The following is a 21,217-nucleotide window of genomic DNA, read 5'->3' as shown; positions in this document are numbered from 1 at the left end:
CCAGCGCTCCCTGGTTTATCGCAGCTCAATTACCGCCAAAAATACGGATATTCGCCATGCGAGAAGGAAGCCTAGAAGCGCCGACACGGCACCCTATTGACTGGAAAAATGACGATTTTTGGGTAAAAGAGACCCTCAACGATGAGCTTGAGCGAGTCTTCGATATTTGCCACGGATGTCGCCGTTGCGTCAGCTTGTGCGACTCTTTTCCAACGCTATTTGATCTCATCGACGAGTCAGAGACGTTTGAGGTTGACGGCGTGGACCGCGACGATTACACCAAAGTTGTTGACCAATGCTACCTCTGCGACCTCTGTTTTCTTACCAAATGCCCCTACGTACCACCTCACGAATTCAACCTCGACTTCCCTCACCTTATGCTCCGAGCCAAAGCAATTAAGTTCCGGGAGGAAGGCGGCAAGTTCCGCGATAAGGCGTTAACCAGCACCGACACCGTGTTGGGCATGATGTCTATACCGTTGGTTGACGTTACCGTTAACGCACTCAACCGAAATTCAGGATTCCGAAAAATCGTTGAGAAAACTCTCGATATCCACCACGAGGCTCCTCTTCCCCATATGCACGCAAAAACCCTGCGCAAGCGAGTGGCCCCCCTCATTAAAAACGTGGCGCCAACGCCCGTTGGGGAGACCACAGGGAAGGTTGCGCTCTACGCTACTTGCTACGGGAACTACAACAGCCCTGAGGTGGGCGAGGATTTTGTAAGAGTCTTTCAGCACAACGCTATGCATATTGACGTCGTACCCAAAGAGAAGTGTTGCGGAATGCCCAAGCTAGAGCTTGGCGACCTAGACTCAGTCGATGCTTTGAAACAGGCCAATATTCCTGTCCTTGCCGATTTAGTGGATCGAGGTTATGACCTGATCGCGCCCATTCCCTCCTGTGTCCTGATGTACAAGCAAGAACTCCCGCTAATGTATCCCGACGACCCACAGGTGCAGAAAGTGAAACGGGCATTCTATGACCCCTTCGAATACCTGTGGCTACGACACAAGGGCGGCGCCTTCAATACCGATTTCCCCGAGGCCATTGGCAGCGTCGCTTATCAGGTTGCATGCCACCAACGAGTGCAAAATATCGGCCTCAAGACCCGTGATGTATTGGCTCTGGTAGCCGATAGTGAGGTCGTTGCTTATGAGCGGTGTTCAGGACACGATGGTACTTATGCCGTTAAAAGTGAGACCCGGGCCAAGTCCGTTAAAATCGCACGTCCAACGGTGAAAAAAGTTGACGCTCAAGCGCCTGACCACTTTATCAGCGACTGTCCCATGGCAGGCGCACAAATTGCCGACCTCGCTGAATCAGTAGATTCTGCACTTCACCCCATGACGCTTCTGCGCATGGCGTACGGCCTCTAGCAGAGAACGAAAGGAACCTAACAATGACCCAACTCAGACGTGAGGACCTCTGGTCACTCGAAGAGTACGCGCTGCGTCGCAATGAATTTAGAACTCAAGTCATGGCGCACAAAAAGACCCGGCAGCTGGCTCTGGGACGGCATGCTCGCTTGTATTTTGAAGATGACGTCACTATTCGTTACCAGATCCAAGAAATGTTGAGGATTGAAAAAACCTTCGAGTCTGCTGGCATCGAAGAGGAGCTCAGCGCTTACAACCCCTTGATACCTGATGGCCACAACTGGAAAGCCACCTTCATGATCGAGTTTGGAGACCCAGTAGAGCGGGCAGCACAGCTGGGCAAGATGAAAGGCATTGAAGATCTCGTCTGGTTGCAAGTGGGTGATTTAGACCGCATTACACCCATTGCGGATGAGGACCTCGAACGTGAAAACGCCGAAAAGACTTCCGCGGTGCATTTTCTTCGGTTCGAACTTACCGCTGAACAAATAGCGGCATTGAAGGACGGTTCCCCCCTCTATGCCGGGGTGGATCATGACGCTTATCCCATTGAGAAATTTGCCGTAGAACCTGAAATAAAAGCGTCACTCACTAATGACCTTGTGATCGCAACACACTAATCGTTGCGATCTTCTAACCGCCCACCTAAGGAAAATCCGGCCATGGCGCTAACGCAAGAAGCTCAAGCGTGACTCTCGTTGTCTTCGACATGGACGGCACCTTGCTAAACGCTGGTTCAGAGGTCACGCCTTTCACCGCCGAGACCCTTAGCCTGCTAAGGCAGTCGGGAATTGCCTACACTGTGGCCACCGGACGTACGTTACAGGCGGCCATGGGGCCCCTCAAGGGATTCCAGTTCGAGCTTCCGCATATTCTGAAAAACGGCGCAGTGATTTGGTGCCCGGACCAACGGGACTACAGCCACCGCCACCTCTTGGCGCAACACGAAGTCACCCACGTCTTGCAGGCTATGGACCTACAGGGCATCACACCTTTTCTCTTCACTCTAGACTCCAGCGGCTACCATGCGGTGTATCACGGCGCGCTCAAAAGTGAGGCAGAAAATAGACTGGCCCAACTTTTTGAGGATGAACGGCACCTACCTCTTGAACCTATAGCGGCGATGCCCGGAGACGTGCACGTTATTAACCTGAGCGGCATGGGGCCCGCAGCGGACATCAGGTCGGTAGTCGATTCTGTGGCTGATGAGGAAGGCCTCGTGGCGTACACTGGGACCGCCATTCAATCTCAGGGCCTATCATGGATGGACATACATCATAGCCAAGGCAGCAAGGGTAACGGCATCAACACGCTACGCGAGGAGCTGGGGTTTAGCGATATCATTGTATTTGGCGATGGCGACAACGACCTCAGTATGTTTGCTGTAGCCGACGAGTGCTACGCGACCGCCAATGCCGACGACGAAGTGAAAGCCCTCGCAACGCAGGTCATCGGACATCATGACGAGGACGGTGTGGCGCACTTCCTCCGGAGTCGTTTTAACCTTTGACCGCGGCTATCGTGGCTGCATGCACCTTTGGCGGCCGCGGTTGTATAAGCCAGACTCCGCTCAAAACGAGCAGCAGCGCTGTGTACTGCGGCCACCCCGCTGTCTCACCCAATACGGTGATTCCTACCAAGAAGGCGACGCCGGGTATGAGGTAGTTAATCGTCGACAAAAACCCTGGGCCCACCTCGCCGACAACGATGAAGTAGACCCAAGTGGCGACGCCCGTTGCCATTGTTCCAAGCACGAAGAGTGCGAGCCAGGCGCTGGGTATCTCCAAAGATTGGCTCCAATCCTGAAACCAGAGCGCTGGGCCCAAAAGCAGTATCGAGCCCACCGCTAAGGAGCCTGCAGCTAAAACAACAGGATCTATGGGTGGCAAACGCTTGGCATAAATGCCGTTGGCGGCGTAGCAAAAGGTTGCAAATAATGTGACCAGCTGCCCCGTCAAGCGGAGCTCGCCTCCGTAGACCCACCAGTCATCGCCTAACAGCAGCGCGACACCTGCGAGCCCCAGAAACACACCCATCATTCTTTGCTGAGTAAACCTTTCATGGGTCAAAAAATAATGTCCCATCACCAGTGTAGTGATGGGCATTAATGCCATCAACAAGCCCACTTCCCCACTGGCGACGTGCTGCTCAGCCCAAGCGACAAGGACAAAAGGCAGCACGTTGCCCGTGACTGACAGTATGAGTAGTCTCAGCAACCACACCGGATCCTTGGGCAACGACAGTCGCTTATAGATCAGCACGCCTGCCATAATAATGGCGCCTAGGGTAAGTCTGCCCCACACCAGCGCCACCGGATGAAACACTTCGAGCGCCATTGCAATCAATCCGAAGGCGAACCCCCAAAAGAGAACTAGATAAAATAACAGAGCCCAATGTTTCGGCTTGGGTGGCATCATTACGTCGATCACTAGAATGCTAGAACGCTAGGTGTACGAAGTTCGCATTATTCTGGACTGCAATCTGCTAACCTTCCCACCCTTCTTAGTCACAGAGCGCAAGAACTTTGGCCGACGAAACTCCGCCGCACCTTGAATTAGCCACACATATTGAGCGGGTATTGCAGGTGACAATGCCCTCGGGCCCTGGCATTAGTTTTTCCGCCGCGTTGCTACGGCGATGGTTCAAGCCTTCGTTTTATGGACTCGAGCGACTCCCAGGCAAGCCGGCTTTGTTTGTGGGAAATCACTCGTTATTAGCAGTCGATGCTTTTGTATTTCACATTTTGATGCACAACGACTACCGACGGTTTCTACGCCCGCTAGGGGACAAAACACTGTTTGCCAACCGTCAGTATGCCGATACGGTGATAGAACTAGGAGCTGCGCTGGGCCACGCTGACGTTGTCACCGCGCTAATGGCCGCCGGGCGCGACTTGCTGCTGTATCCCGGAGGTACCTATGAGGCGGTAAAACTGCCCGAGCAGCGCTATGAACTGATGTGGAAAAACCGCTACGGTTTCATCCGACTCGCCGCCAAAATGGGCTACACCATCGTGCCCTTCGCCGCCGTGGGGCCTGACGAATACTTCGATCAGCATCTATCAGGACCAGAAGTTCAAGGGGCCCAATTGACGCAACTATTGATCCAGCTCGGTATGTTACCCCGCGATTTGCGGCCAGATCTCGTGCCACCCATACCCTCCGGTGTTATGGGTACACCGATCCCCAAACCCAAAACCACCTTTTACAGTTTTTGTGCTCCGATTGACCTCAGTGGCTTTGCGGGCCGAAACATAACCCAAAAACAGCAAGAGCGGATTCGTGGCGACGTGGAACATGCCATCGACGTCGAAATTAAAAACCTGCTGCTCAAACGGGAGCAAAGCCGCCACAAAGACGGATTGCTACGACGTATCCTGAGCATTTAACCGAGTTTGAATCAATGCGAGCTTCACTAAAAATCCTTTCCTGGGGCGCGGGCCTCGCCGTTGTGTTGTGGTTGCTGTTCTCTTTTATCTGGGGACCCAAACTGGCTGTACAGATGACCGCCAACCCCGTAACCAGCAGCCCCGCCGATGTCGGCATGGCCTACGAAGACGTGCGTGTCAGTAGCGATGGTCTGGAACTTGAGGGCTGGTGGATGCCCGCTGAAAATCCCAAGGGCGTGGTTTTATTTGCCCATGGAGCCGGATCGAATCGAACCTCATGGTTTCTCCCTTCATTGGAGTTTTATCAAATGCTGGTAGGGCTCGATCTATCAGTAATTTCGATCGATCTGCGCAATCACGGCAACTCCCCTATCACTGATGGCGAGCTCGGTATGGGGGCGAAAGAATGGCCAGACCTTATCGCGGTGTCTCACTGGGTGGACGCCAAAGGGTATTCGCAACTCCCTAAAATTGGTGTCTCGCTGTCTATGGGCGGCGCTACAACGATTTATGCCGTGCAACAGGGCTTGGCGCTGGACGCCATGGTACTCATTGATCCTTTGCTGAATACAACGGACGCGCTCATGCAAGGGGGCTGGATTGCCTTTGGCCTGCCACCGGGATTGTTTGCCCCCATGGCGTGGGCCGCCACGAGAATGGGCGATCTTCCCTATGGTGCTGTAGATGCTGGCACACTGGCTGAATCAGTGACCATACCAACGTTGCTGATCCAAGACCCTGAGGACCCTATTACTCGTCTACCCTTCGCGCAGAAACTCGCATCTGCCAATTCCAACATAGCTTTAGCAATAGCACCTGCGGTCGTGGCTGACCATGCCTGCATTAGCAACAAGGGACGCTGGGGCACCCATGTCGCTGCCTTTAAATGCCATAAATCATGGACCGTAGAGCAACTCAGCGCGTTTCTGATGCAACAACTTTAGTTACAGCAAAACATTTAGCGCCAAGCCCTGAGAGGGTCCACAGCAGGATGCATCGATGCGCACACTCGAGGCATTGGTTGCAGCAAAGCGCCAAGCAAAGGCTTTGTCTATAACTGTCTAAGTTGTTTCCATGCATCCTTACCTTCCACCACATCCAGCCTCGTCGATCCCACGTAATACTTCATCGATACCTATGAATTCACCCAGCTTATCCCGGAGATCTGTTATGAATACATTCAGTCGCCTAACCGTCCTTTTTGCCGCCGCGTTCAGTCTGGCTGCCAACGCCTGCCCGGACTACCTCAATAATGAGATGCGCAAACTTAGCTCCAAAGAAACCGTGAACTTTTGTGACGCCTATGCTGGCAAGGCGATGCTCATCGTCAACACTGCGAGCAACTGTGGCTACACACCCCAATTTGACGGTCTTGAGGCCCTCCATCGCGAGTACGGGGATAAAGGGCTCGTGGTTATTGGCTTTTCCAGCGACGATTTCTTTCAAGAAGAGAACGATGAAGGTGACGTAGCGGCTGTGTGCTACGAAAAATACGACGTCAGCTTTCCTATGATGGCGACCAGCGAGGTCCGCGGCAAAGGGGCTAATCCGGTATTCAGAGGGCTTGGAGAAGCGAAAGGGTATCCCACATGGAACTTCAATAAGTATGTCGTGGATACCCAGGGTAATGTCGTAGAACATTTCGGAAGCAACGTAGGGCCAGACAGCCAAAAATTGCGCGGCAGCCTTGACGCAGCCCTCGCATCGGCAGAGTGATAGCGGGCCACGGCAGCGTGGCTCAGTTTCACCCTGCGCTTGCTGTCAGCGCAGGGTGAGACTCACTTTTCATCACCTAATTCCTAAGAAGGTGCACCGTCGGACGCACTTTCGCCGCCACTTCAAAAAGAGCGATCTCAGCACCGGCATCATGGTCTGTGTGCAATGCCACAGGGGCATTCATCGGCGTTTTGACGAACTAACCCTAGCTAGGACCTACAACACCCTGGCAAAACTGCAAGAAGATCCAGAACTAACACGACACTTCCGATGGGTCAGCAAACAAAAAGAGCGCCTTTAAAACGGCAGTGCGCCCCAAACTTCCGCCGTGGCAACGGCCGTAGAGACCTCTCCACTGACCACCTGATCCGCCCTTTGCTTCGCGCCCTCACCCCAACGCTGAAACTCTGGGAGCACCCGCGTGTTCCAAAACTCATGCACCGAAGCCTCGCTGCGCCCCCGCTCACCACAATCTCTTTGCAATCGTCGCTGGAAACAAACCGACGTCGGTGTATCGACGAAAACCGTGTGATCGACGTTGGAAGACAGATCGGCCCACGCCCCCAGAAGCAAACCATCTACGACAACTAACTGCGCTGGACCAAGCACATCAGTGTGGTCTGCGATTCGCGTGTGTTTAGAAAAGTCGTAACGGGGAACCTCGATTTGCCCGCCTGATCTTAGCTGCAACAAATGTTCGCAAAAAAAAGACAGCTCAATGGCATCTATTCGGTCAAAGTTAACGGCTTCGCGTTCTTGGAGGGATAAGTGACTGAGATCACGATAGTAGGCGTCAAGACTTAAAAGGCAAGCTGTAGGACCACCGGGCAAGCCGCGACTAAATGCAACAAGCGACTGCGCCAAGGTCGATTTACCCGAGCCCGATGCTCCCGTGATAGCCACAATCATCAGGCACTTTCCCCTTATTTTTCGGTGCTTACGCCAATTGCGCTCAGGGTTCAACGCGAATCCTATGCACCCTACGCCACAATACCTCAGGTCAGAACTCCCTCCCCGTGAGCTGGCAATCGAGCTCTAGAGGGGAAATTGACTGAACAAACTATGGCAGTGACGTTGACCCATATTGTTCTAAAAGCGCAGCCTTGATCGCGGCCTTGGCATTGCGCACATTAAAGTCACCACACTCTCCGTTATTCCATCGAGCGTATTCGTCGTATATAGGCTGGCCAATGTTCGTCACCATTTCCCACATTAACAAACAACGCTCGGTGGCATCGAGGCTTGAGGGCGCCTCAATCTCACGGAGTAATTCACCCAAAGTCGGACTCTCCATCACGACCTGACTACTTGAAACGCCGTCAAGAACCATCGTGTGGGGCGCATCAGCTAAAAACGGCGGCCACGGATTACCGACCACAGCCCCGGGCTGGCCTTTACGCGCAAAGTTACCCCAGGCACTCATCATGATGTTTGTCATTTCCCGCGCAGAACTCGTATCGGGATACATATAATCCCCTATTGGCCCAAACATGGGGGCTCCCATAACAAAAGCAATTTCCGCCCCATGAGAGGCACCTAAAAGGCTAGGGAAGGAGATAAACCAACTCTCAGCTTGCTCATCCCAATCAAAGCGATAGGTGTAAAGGCTCTCATACCCTGCTGCGCCCAAGTTGAGCATCGCTTGGTCGACCCCCCTCGCTTTCCAGGCACGAGATCTTAAATCCACCCAGTAGCGATACGTCTCCTCGTTCTTAACTGACATGCGCGGCGGCAGCAGCCCAAAAAGCACCGGGTCACCGTTGACAAAATAACGATTCAACCCCATCCATAATGTGACCTCATCGCGGTTTGAGCCTGACAACACCGGGACCGATTTCGCGTACTGAGGATCGGCAAGCGCCTGCGCCATACCCACAGCCGGTATTACGATCCCGTCTGCCGTAGACAGCGGGCTCAAATGGTCTTTTTCGAGGGAGTAGTAAGCGCCCATAAGGTCGTAAACCTCAATTGATCGCAGGGCGTCACCAGAGGTTGTATCGGGGTCAAGTCCTAGTGCCTGCACTACCTCCCAGCTGCCCCGATCCAACTCAGGAAACTCGCGATCTCGATTGAAGGCCTGCCGCGGTGTAACGGTCGTCGTGTAGGGAGACTGAGCAATGGCGCGATGAAATAAGCCATTGGCCAAGGGTGACGCCAGCAGCGCATACACGTTGTGCCCCCCTGCACTCTCCCCGAAAATGGTGACGTTATTCTGATCGCCGCCAAAACCTTCAATATTCCGCTGCGTCCACTCGAGGGCCGCAATGATGTCCAGCTGGCCAAAGTTGGAGCTTTTGTCTAGGCCCTCCGCTTCACCCTGAATGCTGGGGTGTGTCATCCAGCCCAGGGGGCCTAAGCGGTAGTTGATGGTTACCACGACAACATGCTGATCGTGTGCAAGCGCAGAAAAATCATAGGTATCTTTAGTGCCCGAGGTATTTCCTCCGCCGTGAATCCAAACCATGACCGGTAGCGCCTGATCCCGAACAGATCCGGGTGCGACGATGTCGAGGTACAAGCAATCTTCGGACCCTACGAAAGAGGCGCCCTCGGTACCAGAAATGGCGCCGGATTCTTGCACGCAAATCGTACTTTCCCGAGCTTGAATTTCACCGTTGGCATTGCTGTAGCGTTGTGGCGCCCGCCACCGCAAATTCCCTACGGGTGGCTGCGCAAAGGGGATGTCCTGCCAATGAATGACCTGATCGTTCCCTGCAACACCGATTACGCGACCTGACTCGGTCGCCACCTCCGTTCCCGATACGGGCTTCATGGGCGGCTGAGAACAACCTGTCAGCACCAAAAAGGGTACCGTTAGCAACACAGAGATCTTTGACATTAGGTTCATGACTTACTCGTTTGCACAGAAGTTAGCGAGAGTACGGCTGCCTGAGCTACTTAGTTCAAATCGATTTAACGCTATTCACGGTTTTTGCCAGCCTCTACATCAGTTACGGACTCTGCGTTTGGCCTAGACCACGAGCGCTGAAAGGCATCATGGACAACCGCTGTTATAGACGCCGTGGAAACACCAATCATCAGCACACCATTGATGGCTTGTAAGGGCCCCAGTATTCGCCAACGTTCCGACATGACAATATCGCCGTAGCCCAAGGTCGCAAAATTAACCAAAGAAAAGTAATAAGCCGTTGCCCAGTCGCCAAACTCGCCTAAAAACACAAACAGCAACGCCCAGATGCCACCTTGAACCAGATTCCCAACCACTAACATCAACATAACCTGGGATATCAACAGCATGGTCATCGCACGTGATGCGCTCTTGACCCATGTTAGGTGTCTTACGTAGTAACGCGTCGCGAGGAACAATAGGACTCCCTGCACGAATAAGCACACCACCATCGCGGCAACACCCACTGTGAGTGCGATTATCATATTGCGATTTCCTGTTTTCTTTGACTCAGCCAGCCCAGGCGATTCAGCACTACCATGCTGCCCCAAGCGTAGATAGCCACCAAAAAGAACATACCAAAACGAAAGAGAAAAGCCTGATAAGGATCTTTGCCTGCAGCGCTATCCGCCACCGCAGGACCCAAAAGGATAAGCATCGTCACCGAGGCGTCAATCCAAAACTGCTGCGTAAAACGTGTGGCATTAGGTACGTACAGTTTTCGGGCTAGCCCGATCATGACCAACAGAATGAGCAGCGCAAAAATATCGAGGCGAGGTGACAGCTTCAAGCCAAACCAGAGCAAAGCCGCTAAAACACCACCGAGCACGGTCGCACCCAGTAATTCAACCGCAGCCTGCTTGGCTTCAATGACGGAGGGAGACTGAGCCAGCACAATCGATTTCATCATCACCGGCGTGTGTCCCATTGGATTTATTAACAGGAATAGATAGGCAGGCAAAATAACAACAACTGCGCGCAATGCTGAGGTGTTTTCAGAGGCACTGTCATCGTTATCCTGTGCCAAGGATGAGGCCTCAAGATTGAGGTCTGTCTCGGGAAAAAAAGGATAAACAATCCACTGACTAATCACCGCAATGACGACGGCTGCGACCAGCATTGTCACCAAAGTTTGCGCCAAAGCCAGGCTAAACACACCCAGTGCGGAAATAAGCGTCAGACTCATGGCCAGCAAGGTACCCACGGCGGTCTTGTCTCCCCCCAAACTCATTCGATTGCTCACAAAAAGACCCAGAGCAACGAGGGACAGTCCGATCGGGGCGTACTGCTCTACCAGCGGCGCGATCAACAAACCCACTCCAAGAATCAGTGCGAGGGCGACCGCAAGGCCCAGCAATTTTCCCGCAGCCATTGGCGGCGCTGGTTTTAAGGTAAGAATGAGGGCCAATAGCGGCGCTAAATAGGGAACAGAAATTCCGCTACCGTACGCCAAGACCAAGGCGATGGTTACAGTGAGCGCGAGCCGGAAGGTACGTCGTGCTTCAATAGGCATAGGACAGGTAACTTCGAACTCGGATGCTCAGCCAAGCCAGCGACTTCAGAATCCACGGTGCGTCACCATATGCCACTACCGATGCTTGGCCACCCATTCGAAGGGCCGACCTCAAGTGCGGATCGGACAGATCGGCTATCGCTATTTGAACGGGAAATCGTTGGGCTTGACGCAGCCAATCACGATTATTTTGAATGGATGGTAGTGTACCTGGCTGGGTATTTGTCGAAGCACTCACACCTAAACCGACAGATAGAACATGTCCCTCGTAGACTCGCCCCGGCAACGTATCGAAGAGCAACTCGACCTCAGCGCCCTCAATAAGCGCGCTTAAGTTATTTTCTGTAAAAGCCGCATTGATCCAGAGTTCATCGGTCGCCACCAAGGTCATTACCGGCTTGCCGACACCAGCAAACTGGCCCACCTCGGCACGAAGATCCGTAATCACGCCCGATTTCCCCGCCCGAACATGGGTATTGTCGAGATCAAGTTGCGCTTTGGTCAATGCACTTTGTGCCGATTTCAAATAAGCATTGCTGCTATCGTCATCGCCACCTTTAGCGTCGATTGCCTGTTGTATATTTGCCCGAGCGGCGACGACCTGCGCCGTTGCAGCGACCAAGGAGGCTTCCGACATTTCCAACCTTCGTTCCGATATCGTGCCCGAGTCCTGCTCGAAGAGGCGACTTAAGCGCTCAAAGTCCTTCGCACTCTTCATTTCATTCGCCAAAGCCGCTTCCAGCCCGGCCCGTGCTGCCGCAACTCCGGCATCACCCGCAGCCAACTGCTGACGAGCTTTCTCCAGATCTGACTCAGCGCGCTGCAGTGCAATGAGGTAATCCGACTGATCGAGAGTAAATAACAGATCAGAGGCCTGAACCCGTTGATTATTTGCGACGTGAACCTGCGTGATCAGACCCGCCACTTTTGGCGCCACCCCGACGACGAAGCCCTCAACTCGGGCTTGAGACGTGTAGGGTGTCTGTCGATCCGCCGAAACATACCAGGCCAGCAACACGACCAAGCAAACCACCACCAAGCCTGCACCTTTGTTGATCGTCTTACTGCCAGCTTCCTCTGACGTGTCACTCATTATTTAGACTCCACTTCGGAAGGCACCGATTGAATAGGTGAAGCCTGTTCATCACCCACCTGTAACAACTGTAATTCACCCCAATCGGAGCGCTCCTGCATCTGTCGTAAAACTGATGTCGGCAACATGTCGGCCATTGTGTCGGGACTCCAGCCCCCTCCTAACGCCTTGTACATGGCAACAATGGCCCGAAGGTGCTGGCCATCATTCTGTAGCTTTCTATCGGCTTGAGTGAACACCACGCGCTGCGCATCAAGAACTCGCTGAAAGTCAGCATAACCCTCTCGATAACGCGTACTGGCAATTTCTAATGCCCGCTCTGAGGCCTCGACAGTCTCCGCCAGTAAAACGCGCTGCTGTTCGGTCTTATCTAGGGCTATGGAGGCGTCGTTGATTTCCCGAGCGGCATTGAGCACTGTATTGCGGTAAACCTCTATGGCCTGTTGCAACCGAGCATCCTGAATGCGAACGTTGTTGGCGATTCGTCCCCAATCAAATACCGTCCAGCGTACCGCAGGACCCACACCAAGCAGTCCTGAGCTGTCCTGGGATGTGAGGGAATTACCAGACCAACCAATGCTGCCTCCTATTGCTATCGAGGGGTAGTAATCCGCTTCCGCCAAACCAATTTGGGCAGATTGTGCAGCCACAGCCCATAAACTTGCCCGGACATCTGGCCGCCGCTGAATGAGTGTCGCAGGGAGTTCGGTCAACTCAACGCGATGACTGCTGGGTAGGTTGGTAGGTCCGGTCGGGCGATCTGACAAGCGTGCTTGCATCTCAGCTGGAGCGCGTCCTAGGAGGGCTGAGAGGGCATTAGCAAGCTGCCCTGCTCCTTGCTCCAAAGACGGCAGCACTGCCAGTGTCGCTAAATATTGAGTGCGAGCTTGCTGGAGGTCTAATTCGGACTGTTGTCCAGCATCAAACATCTGTCGCGTAATGTCATAGCTGCGAGACTGCAGCTCGGCGTTTTTATTCAAAATTACAATGCGCCCTTCGGTGACCCGGTATTGCCAGTAAATGTCGGCAACCGTTGCAGCAAGGAGAACTTGAGCGTCTCGCTGGTTTGCCAGTGACGCAAAATAAGCCGCGTCAGCCGACTCAATACCGCGCTGAAATCGACCCCAAAAGTCGAGCTCCCAACCCAGGGTAAAGCCGGCATCCCAACTACTAAAACCACTCTCCCCCGGACCATTGCTGCGCTTGGCATAGGCTGCGTTTACATCCACTGTCTGTGCCTGAGGATAAAGCGCTGAGCCAGCCGCAGCTGCCAGAGCCCGAGCCTCCAGCACCCGAAGTCCAGCAATTCTTAGGCCTGGGTTTTCGGACCTCGCCTCTTCGACAAGAACGTTGAGCACCGGATCGTCAAATTGACGCCACCAAAGCGTAGCCTCAGATTCAGATTCAGACTCAGAGACCACCGTGATCGACTCACCGTAAACAGAAACTTCAAGCGCCTCGAGCCAGCTATCATCCGGCGGCACGTAATCAGGACCAACCGTCGTGCAACTCATTAGGACCAGCACCCAGATGGCAGTAACGCTGAGGCGTTTAGAAAAGGTCATCTCAAGTCAAACTCAAAGCAATTCGGCTTAAACGAGGCGCTAAGACGGTTCGCTGGTTTCGTTGATGGTTACCTGGGTGGTTTCACGATCTACCCAAGCCCAAAGCAACTGGTAACCAATAGCTAGAACAACCGATCCCATGAATAGGCCAATCAACCCCATGCCGACCATTCCCCCCAAGGCACCGATTAAGACAACCGGCATAGGCACATCGACCCCGCGCCCTAACAAAATGGGCTTAAGCACATTGTCAGCAAGTCCAGCAATAATAAGATAGACCGTAATCACAACGTCCATAACTACCGAGCCATCACCCGCCCCGCCGGAGGTCCAGAGCCAAATGAGCACCGGCAGCGTTATCAGCAGCGCCGGTAACTGAATGATGCCAGTTATAAGCGCAAGTACTGCCAAAACCCCTGCAGCGGGCACCTCGGCCCAAAGAAAGCCGACACCCAACAATAGCGACTGAATGACCGCAACCCCAATGACGCCAGTGGCCACCGAGCGCGTAGTTGCGACTGATAAAGCCTGCAGTTCCTCGCCCCGACCATTTCCCACGAGGGTTACCGCAATGCGCCCCATCGCTGCACTCCCCGATTGCCCGAAGGTCATCATGATTCCGGCAACAACTATAGCCCCCAAAAACAGACCGACAGTCGTTAGCATATTGGCGGTACCACCAACAAAACGCTTGAGCAAACCGCGGACTTCTTCGCCATGGGCCGCCAATAACTCTGCGAGGTTGTCGGAAGCTTCCAACCAAATTACGTACACGCGCTCCCCAACCATTGGCCAGTCTTTGACAGACTCATCCGGGGGCGCGATATCAAGGCTGCCTTGCTGCCACTGGCTAATGATCGAGGTAACGTGGTCGACAAGAGACATACCCAACAATACGGTCGGGACGCCCAGCAACAGCAAACCCGTGCCGGCAATTACCGTCGCTGTTCGTGCATCGCTCCAGCCCAAAGAACCTTTGATACGCAAATGAAGGGGATAGAGCGTGATGGCAACAATCAACGCCCAGGACATAAGAGCCGCAAATGGCGCAAATATCTTGGCGCAAACCCACAACAATAAGAGCGCAAAGACCAACCGCAGCGCCACTTGCATCAGGTCATGTGAAATACGGGTCTTGACCGCCTGATATTGCTCTTCCAATGGGAACTCCTGTGGGAAACCGGGTTAGCTCATAGTATGCATGGAAAGCGCCACAATCACGACTCCCCCCAGCGACCTCTACTGCAACTCCTGCAGCGACAAGGGTCAGTGTACGCGGCGGCATTAATGTACTACCCTGCGCCCCGCTTAAGTGCCGTGGCTGGGTCATTGATCCGTGACTGATCCAGACATGACGCTCAATACGAATAGTCCTCGCCCTCTTCAGTCAACCCGGTTATCTCCATGCTCACAACGCTCAAGGAAGAATGGTTCGGCAATATCCGCGCCGACTTACTCGCGGGGCTCGTCGTCGCCCTTGCTTTGATCCCGGAGGCCATTGCTTTTTCCATTATCGCGGGAGTTGACCCTCGGGTGGGCCTCTATGCCTCCTTTTGCATAGCGGTCGTTATCGCTTTCGTCGGCGGTCGCCCTGGCATGATCTCGGCTGCCACCGGCGCAATGGCCCTGGTTATGGTGACACTGGTCAAAGAACATGGGCTTGAGTATTTGCTGGCGGCGACCATGCTCACCGGCGTATTGCAGGTCATTGCAGGTTTTCTAAAGCTCGGCGAGCTTATGCGCTTCGTCTCACGATCCGTTGTCACCGGGTTTGTGAATGCACTGGCAATACTAATTTTCATGGCGCAGTTGCCTGAACTGACTCAGGTCACCTGGCACGTCTATGCCATGACGGCGAGTGGCTTGGGCATCATTTATCTGTTTCCCCGACTACCGGTGATTGGCAAAGCCATCCCCTCACCCTTGGTCTGCATCATATGCCTGACAGCGATTAGTATTTTCTTGGGTCTCGACATCAGAACGGTGGGCGATATGGGGGACTTACCCGACACCCTGCCTATATTCTTGCTGCCCAATATTCCTTTTAATCTAGACACACTGATGATTATCTTGCCCTACTCAGTGGGGCTGGCGGTTGTCGGTCTCCTAGAATCGCTTATGACGGCGACCATCGTCGATGACCTAACTGACACCCCCAGTGATCGCAATAAAGAGTGCAAGGGACAAGGCATCGCTAATGTAATGTCGGGCTGTTTTGGCGGTATGGCAGGTTGTGCCATGATCGGCCAGTCTATTATTAACGTGAAGTCAGGTGGCCGAGGACGGCTCTCTACTCTGACCGCTGGCAGTGTTCTCATTATTATGGTGGTCTTCCTCGACAGTTGGCTGCAGCAAATCCCCATGGCCGCCTTGGTGGCCGTGATGATCATGGTGTCGATTGGTACGTTTTCCTGGGTATCAATCCGTGATTTGCGGCGCAACCCGATGTCCAGCAACATTGTCATGATCACAACGGTCATTGTTGTGGTTGCGACCCACAACCTCGCGATCGGCGTTTTTGTCGGAGTCTTGCTGGCGTCGCTCTTTTTTGCCCACAAGATTGGGCGCTTCATGGTGGTCAAGTCTGACCCAGACCCTGAGCTTGGTGCTCAAACCTATCAAGTCATTGGACAGGTATTTTTCGCCTCGAGTGAACAGTTCATAGCTGCTTTCGACTTTAAAGAGGCTGTAGAGCAGGTAGTAATCGATTTATCCCTCGCGCATTTTTGGGATGTCACGTCCGTAGCAGCCCTCGACAAGGTCGTAATTAAATTTCGCCGCGAGGGCGCAGAAGTGACGATCCATGGTATGAATGAAGCCACGGAAACTGTGGTCGATAAGTTCGGAATTCATAACGACCCAGCAGAAGTCGAAAAACTAATGGGGGGACACTAGACCGTGGAAAAGCAAGAAGATCAAGTTATCGCGAGTGTTGATGGCTCGGTGGGATCCTTAGCGGTCTGTGAAGCCGCCGCTTGGGTAGCGTCTCGGCTTAATCGAGACTTATTGCTGCTACACACGCTAGAACGACGGCAACAGCACGGCGCCGATGATTGGAGCGGTGCTATCGGTCTGGGGGCGCAATCTGAACTACTCGAACGCATGGCGCAGCTCGATCAGGAACGGGGGCGTTTGGCGATGCAGTACGGCAAGACCTTACTGCAGGAAGCTGAGAGTCGCGCGCTGGCCCATGGTGCCGGCCAAGTCGAAACCTTACTCCGACACGGCGACTTCGTGGAAGCCCTTGTGGAACTCGAAGCCCAGGCCCGATTAATGGTTGTCGGCAAGGTGGGCACCGACCATGCGGGAGAATTTACCGCCTTGGGCTCTCATATTGAATCACTGATTCGCCAGGTGCACACCTCAATTCTCATAACAGGTGCGCAGTTCACCGCGCCCCAGAGTTTCATGTTGGCTTACGACGGCAGAGACACCGCAGAACGCTCCCTTGATCGAATTATAAAAGGCGGATTGTTGACTGGCCTGCCCTGCCATTTGGTGATGGTTGGTCATCATGACGATGCTCATACCGATAAGTTTGAGGCGGCAGCGTCACGGCTTAGCAACGAGGGTTATCACGTGACATCCAGCCTCGTTGACGGTGGCGTCACAGATTCACTGCTCAACTACCAACGGGAGCATGACATTGGTTTGCTGATTATGGGAGCCTTTGCACACTCAAAAGTCCGGCATTTATTTTTAGGCAGCAATACCATACGAATGATTCAAAGCAGCTTGTCTCCGCTTATCGTTCTGCGTTAGTGCCGTTTACTAAGCGCCCCTACAAAGATTTAAAAACTCAGTCACCTCAGGCCTATGATGCCGCTGTCGCCGCTGACAGAAGTAAAACTTACGTCTAAGGCGCAGTTTTTTTGGCAGCGCCAAGGCCACAAGAGCCCTTTGCTCAAGGTGGGGCGCCAGAACCTTCTCCGAGAGACAACCTACCCCCAACTCTTGCTCTACCGCTCTCAGAATGGGCTCGTTATGACGCAGCTCAAGGCGCACTCGCAGTTGAGGTACCAACGAGGCAAACACCTGATCAAATAATGAGCGAGCACCGGAATTGGGCTCGCGCAAAATCCAATCCACGCGAAGAATGTCCGCTTCTGTCAAACGCCCTTTCTGCGCTAGTGGATGGCTAGGCGCGCAAAAAGCAAACAACTCATCCTCCACCCAAGGGATTAAATCGACGCCCTTGGCGTTGGTTTCATTTTCGATCAGCCCTAGCTCACTTTCTCTGTTGAGTATTTTAGTCACTACATCGGGAGTGTTCCCCGGAGTGATATCCACTTTTGCCATTGGATAACGGCTCAACCACGTTGCGAGGTAATCAACCATAAGGTGGTTGGCAATAGTAAAGCTTGCGCTGATGTTGAGATCACCCGATGGCGACGCCGATAGCAACTCAGCTTGCACCTGACGGGCCTCCTCGAGCAACACGCGCGCCCGCACCTCCAACTGACGCCCCGTCGGATTGAGCACCAGACGGTTGGCAATGCGGTCAAACAGCTCGGCGTTGTGGTTAGTCTCTAAGGCCTTTAGGGCAGCACTTACCGCTGACTGTGACATCGCAAGCACCTGCCCTGCCTCAGCGGTTGTTCCCGTGCTCGCAACGGCGATGAAAATTTCCAACTGTCGCAGGGAAAACCTGAGAGACTCGTTTCGTACGGCGCTCATCGACGACACCCTAGTATTTGCCAAATAGGTAGTTTGTACCTAATAAAACTATTTAACAAATACCCAATATAAATCTACACTCCGCGACCATCAAACAGGAGACCTCCAATGACCGAGCAAAAAGCCACTAACGTACACTGGCATGATGGTGAAATTACACGCGCTGATCGCGATCGTATGATGAAACAACAAGGCGCCACCCTTTGGTTCACCGGATTGTCCGGCAGTGGCAAAAGTACAATTGCTGTCGCATTGGAAGCCAAGCTGTTTGAGCGTGGGCACCTCAGCTACCGCCTCGATGGCGACAACATCCGGTTCGGGATTAACAAAAACCTCGGTTTTTCAGCGGAAGACCGCACTGAAAATATCCGTCGTATTGGTGAAATTGCAAAATTATTTGTGGACTCCAGCGTCATCGCACTCAGCAGCTTTATCAGCCCCTATCGCGCGGATCGCGACCAGGTACGAGCACTCCACGCTGAATCTGGTATGACGTTCATTGAAGTTTTTGTAGATTGCGCCCTCGAGGAAGCCGAAAAACGTGACCCGAAAGGCCTTTATAAGAAAGCCCGTGCCGGAGAAATCAAAAACTTTACCGGCATTGACGATCCATACGAAGCACCCGAGTCCCCTGAGATCCATCTGCACACGGATCAGATGACCCTTGAGGCTGAGGTTGAGCTACTGATTGAATACTTGGAACAGCGCGGCATTTTGGCCGCTTAAAGAGAGACTTAATGATGATCAAGCCCCACGGTTCGGATGTTTTATACCCCCTGTACGTGTCTGACGATGCCGCAAGAGAACAACTGCTCAAAGAAGCCGAGACGCTGCCATCACTACTGCTGAACTCGGCAGCTGCGGCCAACGCCGTAATGCTAGGCGCGGGATACTTTAACCCACTGCAAGGTTATATGAATTTAGCAGATGCCCTTGCAGTCGCAGAAAATATGCACACGACTGATGGGTTATTCTGGCCGGTTCCAGTCGTTAACTTGACTCAGGACACCAGCATCGCAAACGGCGCTCGCGTTGCTTTGCGAGATCCCAACGTAGAGGGCCATCCAATACTGGGCATCATGGATGTCACCAACGTTGAGGCCGTTACCGACTCACAGATTGCCACCATGGCTAGCCAGATTTTTGGTACTGACAACAACAGCCACCCTGGCGTGAGCACGTTCACTCAGTTGGGCAATCAGCTCCTGTCAGGGCCCATTCAGGTTCTAAACTTCAGTTATTTTAGGGACGAGTTTGCAGGCACCTTTCAAACCGCCGTTGAAATACGCGCTGACATTGAAAAGCGAGGCTGGAACAAGGTGGTCGCCTTTCAAACCCGTAACCCAATGCATCTGGCCCACGAAGAGCTATGCCGTATGGCCATGGAACGCCTCGAAGCTGATGGTTGCATCGTGCATATGTTATTGGGCAAGTTAAAGGCCGGAGACATCCCCGCCGACGTGCGTGACGCTTGTATTCGCAAGATGGTAGACGTCTATTTCCCACCCAATTCGGTCATGGTGAGCGGCTACGGATTTGACATGCTTTACGCTGGCCCCAGAGAGGCCGTATTGCACGCGGTCTTTCGCCAAAATATGGGCGCCACGCACCTCATAGTGGGCAGAGACCATGCGGGTGTTGGCGACTATTATGGTCCTTTTGATGCCCAAACCATCTTTACTGAGTCGGTTCCTGAAGGTGCATTAGACATTGAAATCTTCAGTGCCGACCATACGGCTTGGTCTAAAAAGCTCAACAAGGTTGTCATGATGCGTGAGGCTCCCGATCACGACAAAGACGACTTTGTTCTGCTTTCAGGCACCAAAGTTCGGGAGATGCTGAGTGAAGGTGTTGCACCACCCCCTGAATTCTCACGACCCGAAGTCGCCGAAATCCTTATGGCTTACTACCAGTCTGAGATTGCATAAAGCGGCCCTGACGAGACGGGCGTCAACAGGACGCCCCCACTACCCCGCCGGCTGACCCCTGAGCATTGACCACAATTTTTTCGCACGACCACTGTCGACACTGCGCTGCACCTCATAGCTAACGTGCTGATCGGGCCCGGCGCGGGGGTCGAATTTTATGCCCCACAAACCCTTTATTTCGTTGGGCATGAGCGAATAACGCATATCAACGATCAGTAGCGGATCTTGCAGGTCCACAGCCAGATAGTCGTTAGAGAACCAACGAAAGCGCGCGAGGTCTCGACGCTGCTGCACATCCTGAGGCAGCCAAGTGAGATGCACCTCTGGATCAAAGGCAGCGACAGATCCTCCTGGATAAACCTGCACGTCGGAACCTACACGAACGGCATCGACCCAAAATCGTCCTTGATGGCGGTAAATCACCTTCCACAACACCAAGTTGCCCAGCGTAGGCTTCGCCGACACTGACACACCGGCATGCCCTCTGCCCTGCGCCAGATTCTCCCCAATAGCCACCGCACGATCGTGTTGCAGCGAACCTGCTGTGAGATAAAGCAGCGCCCAACATAGTGCCAACCGGGGTATCCACACAGACTGTCGGGCAAGCCCCCAGAGTACGCCAACCAGCAGCGGCAGCGTAAATAAGGGGTCTATAACGGCAATATTATTCCAGGCAATGCGCGCGTCAGAGAACGGCCAGAACAGTAAAGTGCCATATGTGGTGCAAGCGTCGAGGAGGCCATGGGTCATGTAGCCGAGAAACGCTGCCATCCAAACTGTCCATAGGTTCAGGCCTCGGCCAATCGTCTTCCAGAAAACCAGCGCGCACAGCAATGATCCTATAGGGACAAAAAGGAGGGAGTGGGTAAATTGACGGTGGTACTCAAGAAATAACAGCGGATCGCTGGTCGAGCGAATTAGCACATCGAGGTCGGGGGCCATGCCGGCGAGTGCGCCGATAAGCGTTAAACGTGCGAGGTTGCGATGGCGCATTGCTACTTGAGGCACAACCGCGCCTAAAACAGCCTGACTCAAAGGGTCCAATGTGTA

General features: G+C 53.5%; 20 protein-coding genes. 10 read left to right on the top strand and 10 right to left on the bottom strand.

Annotated features, from left to right (window positions below; genetic code table 11):
• Positions 1-56: 56 nt before the first annotated feature.
• The 3 genes from ACMAZB_RS07335 to ACMAZB_RS07325 all read left to right on the top strand — a co-directional run bounded on the left by ACMAZB_RS07335 (position 57) and on the right by ACMAZB_RS07325 (position 2,889).
• Positions 57-1,379, top strand: a complete 1,323-nt coding sequence (locus ACMAZB_RS07335; RefSeq protein WP_435219992.1) for a heterodisulfide reductase-related iron-sulfur binding cluster — start codon at positions 57-59, stop codon at positions 1,377-1,379.
• A 23-nt stretch (positions 1,380-1,402) separates the two neighbouring features.
• Positions 1,403-1,999: a DUF3501 family protein gene (locus tag ACMAZB_RS07330; RefSeq protein ID WP_435215734.1), complete on the top strand. Its 597-nt coding sequence runs from the start codon at positions 1,403-1,405 to the stop codon at positions 1,997-1,999.
• Between the two features lie 68 nt (positions 2,000-2,067).
• A complete protein-coding gene (locus ACMAZB_RS07325) occupies positions 2,068-2,889 on the top strand; it encodes an HAD family hydrolase (RefSeq protein ID WP_435219991.1) in 822 nt (273 codons plus the stop codon).
• Here the strand turns inward: ACMAZB_RS07325 and ACMAZB_RS07320 are convergent.
• On the bottom strand, positions 2,879-3,715 hold the full coding sequence (locus tag ACMAZB_RS07320; protein ID WP_435219990.1) for a DMT family transporter: 837 nt from the start codon (positions 3,713-3,715) through the stop codon (positions 2,879-2,881). The two genes, ACMAZB_RS07325 and ACMAZB_RS07320, sit on opposite strands and share 11 nt — an antisense overlap.
• Before the next feature lie 188 nt (positions 3,716-3,903).
• Between ACMAZB_RS07320 and ACMAZB_RS07315 the strand changes: the two genes are divergently transcribed.
• The 3 genes from ACMAZB_RS07315 to ACMAZB_RS07305 all read left to right on the top strand — a co-directional run bounded on the left by ACMAZB_RS07315 (position 3,904) and on the right by ACMAZB_RS07305 (position 6,483).
• A complete protein-coding gene (locus ACMAZB_RS07315) occupies positions 3,904-4,767 on the top strand; it encodes a 1-acyl-sn-glycerol-3-phosphate acyltransferase (RefSeq protein ID WP_435215730.1) in 864 nt (287 codons plus the stop codon).
• Positions 4,768-4,781: 14 nt separating this feature from the next.
• Positions 4,782-5,711 (top strand): alpha/beta hydrolase, encoded by a 930-nt coding sequence (locus ACMAZB_RS07310; RefSeq protein WP_435219989.1) that lies wholly within the window; start codon positions 4,782-4,784, stop codon positions 5,709-5,711.
• A 226-nt stretch (positions 5,712-5,937) separates the two neighbouring features.
• The gene (locus ACMAZB_RS07305; RefSeq protein ID WP_435215726.1) at positions 5,938-6,483 is read left to right on the top strand and encodes a glutathione peroxidase; all 546 of its coding nucleotides are present in this window, start codon (positions 5,938-5,940) and stop codon (positions 6,481-6,483) included.
• Between the two features lie 297 nt (positions 6,484-6,780).
• On the opposite strand, the gene ACMAZB_RS07300 is transcribed toward ACMAZB_RS07305, so the two are convergent.
• From ACMAZB_RS07300 to ACMAZB_RS07270, 7 genes are all read right to left on the bottom strand, one after another.
• The gene (locus ACMAZB_RS07300) at positions 6,781-7,392 is read right to left on the bottom strand and encodes a uridine kinase family protein (protein ID WP_435215725.1); all 612 of its coding nucleotides are present in this window, start codon (positions 7,390-7,392) and stop codon (positions 6,781-6,783) included.
• A 151-nt stretch (positions 7,393-7,543) separates the two neighbouring features.
• The gene (locus ACMAZB_RS07295) at positions 7,544-9,331 is read right to left on the bottom strand and encodes a carboxylesterase/lipase family protein (RefSeq protein WP_435219988.1); all 1,788 of its coding nucleotides are present in this window, start codon (positions 9,329-9,331) and stop codon (positions 7,544-7,546) included.
• Between the two features lie 71 nt (positions 9,332-9,402).
• On the bottom strand, positions 9,403-9,876 hold the full coding sequence (locus ACMAZB_RS07290) for an ion channel (RefSeq protein ID WP_435219987.1): 474 nt from the start codon (positions 9,874-9,876) through the stop codon (positions 9,403-9,405).
• Positions 9,873-10,904 (bottom strand): DUF2955 domain-containing protein, encoded by a 1,032-nt coding sequence (locus ACMAZB_RS07285; RefSeq protein ID WP_435215719.1) that lies wholly within the window; start codon positions 10,902-10,904, stop codon positions 9,873-9,875. Before ACMAZB_RS07285 ends, ACMAZB_RS07290 begins: the two co-directional genes overlap by 4 nt.
• Complete coding sequence (locus ACMAZB_RS07280) at positions 10,894-11,997, bottom strand: HlyD family secretion protein (RefSeq protein ID WP_435215717.1); 1,104 nt, start codon at positions 11,995-11,997, stop codon at positions 10,894-10,896. Before ACMAZB_RS07280 ends, ACMAZB_RS07285 begins: the two co-directional genes overlap by 11 nt.
• Positions 11,997-13,562: an efflux transporter outer membrane subunit gene (locus tag ACMAZB_RS07275; protein WP_435219986.1), complete on the bottom strand. Its 1,566-nt coding sequence runs from the start codon at positions 13,560-13,562 to the stop codon at positions 11,997-11,999. Before ACMAZB_RS07275 ends, ACMAZB_RS07280 begins: the two co-directional genes overlap by 1 nt.
• Positions 13,563-13,601: 39 nt before the next feature.
• Entirely contained in the window at positions 13,602-14,723 is a 1,122-nt protein-coding gene (locus ACMAZB_RS07270; protein WP_435215715.1) for an AI-2E family transporter, read from the bottom strand.
• Positions 14,724-14,966: 243 nt separating this feature from the next.
• On the opposite strand from ACMAZB_RS07270, the gene ACMAZB_RS07265 reads away from it, so the two are divergent.
• Both ACMAZB_RS07265 and ACMAZB_RS07260 read left to right on the top strand, forming a co-directional pair.
• Positions 14,967-16,457: a SulP family inorganic anion transporter gene (locus tag ACMAZB_RS07265; RefSeq protein WP_435219985.1), complete on the top strand. Its 1,491-nt coding sequence runs from the start codon at positions 14,967-14,969 to the stop codon at positions 16,455-16,457.
• A gap of 3 nt (positions 16,458-16,460) precedes the next feature.
• Positions 16,461-17,324, top strand: a complete 864-nt coding sequence (locus tag ACMAZB_RS07260; RefSeq protein ID WP_435219984.1) for a universal stress protein — start codon at positions 16,461-16,463, stop codon at positions 17,322-17,324.
• A gap of 9 nt (positions 17,325-17,333) precedes the next feature.
• On the opposite strand, the gene ACMAZB_RS07255 is transcribed toward ACMAZB_RS07260, so the two are convergent.
• A complete protein-coding gene (locus ACMAZB_RS07255; protein ID WP_435219983.1) occupies positions 17,334-18,239 on the bottom strand; it encodes a LysR substrate-binding domain-containing protein in 906 nt (301 codons plus the stop codon).
• A 108-nt stretch (positions 18,240-18,347) separates the two neighbouring features.
• Here ACMAZB_RS07255 and cysC point away from each other — a divergent pair, with 108 nt between their 5' ends.
• Entirely contained in the window at positions 18,348-18,965 is a 618-nt protein-coding gene (cysC, locus tag ACMAZB_RS07250) for an adenylyl-sulfate kinase (protein ID WP_435215707.1), read from the top strand.
• A gap of 14 nt (positions 18,966-18,979) precedes the next feature.
• The gene (sat, locus tag ACMAZB_RS07245; protein WP_435220065.1) at positions 18,980-20,167 is read left to right on the top strand and encodes a sulfate adenylyltransferase; all 1,188 of its coding nucleotides are present in this window, start codon (positions 18,980-18,982) and stop codon (positions 20,165-20,167) included.
• A gap of 39 nt (positions 20,168-20,206) precedes the next feature.
• Here sat and ACMAZB_RS07240 read toward each other — a convergent pair whose 3' ends face one another.
• On the bottom strand, positions 20,207-21,211 hold the full coding sequence (locus ACMAZB_RS07240; protein WP_435219982.1) for a metal-dependent hydrolase: 1,005 nt from the start codon (positions 21,209-21,211) through the stop codon (positions 20,207-20,209).
• Positions 21,212-21,217 lie beyond the last annotated feature (6 nt).

It is taken from the genome of Luminiphilus sp. nBUS_07 (assembly GCF_051201685.1).
Classification (GTDB): domain Bacteria; phylum Pseudomonadota; class Gammaproteobacteria; order Pseudomonadales; family Halieaceae; genus Luminiphilus.
The sequence above is the reverse complement of the archived record's forward strand: the minus strand, read 5'-3'. Positions and strand labels throughout refer to the sequence as shown.

What these genes read in the sequence shown, in the direction of transcription:
- ACMAZB_RS07335 (WP_435219992.1), top strand. Translation starts at nt 57, where the DNA reads ATGCGAGAAGGAAGCCTAGAAGCGCCGACACGGCACCCTATTGACTGG.
- ACMAZB_RS07330 (WP_435215734.1), top strand. Translation starts at nt 1,403, where the DNA reads ATGACCCAACTCAGACGTGAGGACCTCTGGTCACTCGAAGAGTACGCG.
- ACMAZB_RS07320 (WP_435219990.1), bottom strand. Translation starts at nt 3,715, where the DNA reads ATGGCGCTCGAAGTGTTTCATCCGGTGGCGCTGGTGTGGGGCAGACTT.
- ACMAZB_RS07310 (WP_435219989.1), top strand. Translation starts at nt 4,782, where the DNA reads ATGCGAGCTTCACTAAAAATCCTTTCCTGGGGCGCGGGCCTCGCCGTT.
- ACMAZB_RS07305 (WP_435215726.1), top strand. Translation starts at nt 5,938, where the DNA reads ATGAATACATTCAGTCGCCTAACCGTCCTTTTTGCCGCCGCGTTCAGT.
- ACMAZB_RS07300 (WP_435215725.1), bottom strand. Translation starts at nt 7,392, where the DNA reads ATGATTGTGGCTATCACGGGAGCATCGGGCTCGGGTAAATCGACCTTG.
- ACMAZB_RS07295 (WP_435219988.1), bottom strand. Translation starts at nt 9,331, where the DNA reads ATGAACCTAATGTCAAAGATCTCTGTGTTGCTAACGGTACCCTTTTTG.
- ACMAZB_RS07290 (WP_435219987.1), bottom strand. Translation starts at nt 9,876, where the DNA reads ATGATAATCGCACTCACAGTGGGTGTTGCCGCGATGGTGGTGTGCTTA.
- ACMAZB_RS07285 (WP_435215719.1), bottom strand. Translation starts at nt 10,904, where the DNA reads ATGCCTATTGAAGCACGACGTACCTTCCGGCTCGCGCTCACTGTAACC.
- ACMAZB_RS07280 (WP_435215717.1), bottom strand. Translation starts at nt 11,997, where the DNA reads ATGAGTGACACGTCAGAGGAAGCTGGCAGTAAGACGATCAACAAAGGT.
- ACMAZB_RS07275 (WP_435219986.1), bottom strand. Translation starts at nt 13,562, where the DNA reads ATGACCTTTTCTAAACGCCTCAGCGTTACTGCCATCTGGGTGCTGGTC.
- ACMAZB_RS07265 (WP_435219985.1), top strand. Translation starts at nt 14,967, where the DNA reads ATGCTCACAACGCTCAAGGAAGAATGGTTCGGCAATATCCGCGCCGAC.
- ACMAZB_RS07255 (WP_435219983.1), bottom strand. Translation starts at nt 18,239, where the DNA reads ATGAGCGCCGTACGAAACGAGTCTCTCAGGTTTTCCCTGCGACAGTTG.
- cysC (WP_435215707.1), top strand. Translation starts at nt 18,348, where the DNA reads ATGACCGAGCAAAAAGCCACTAACGTACACTGGCATGATGGTGAAATT.
- sat (WP_435220065.1), top strand. Translation starts at nt 18,980, where the DNA reads ATGATCAAGCCCCACGGTTCGGATGTTTTATACCCCCTGTACGTGTCT.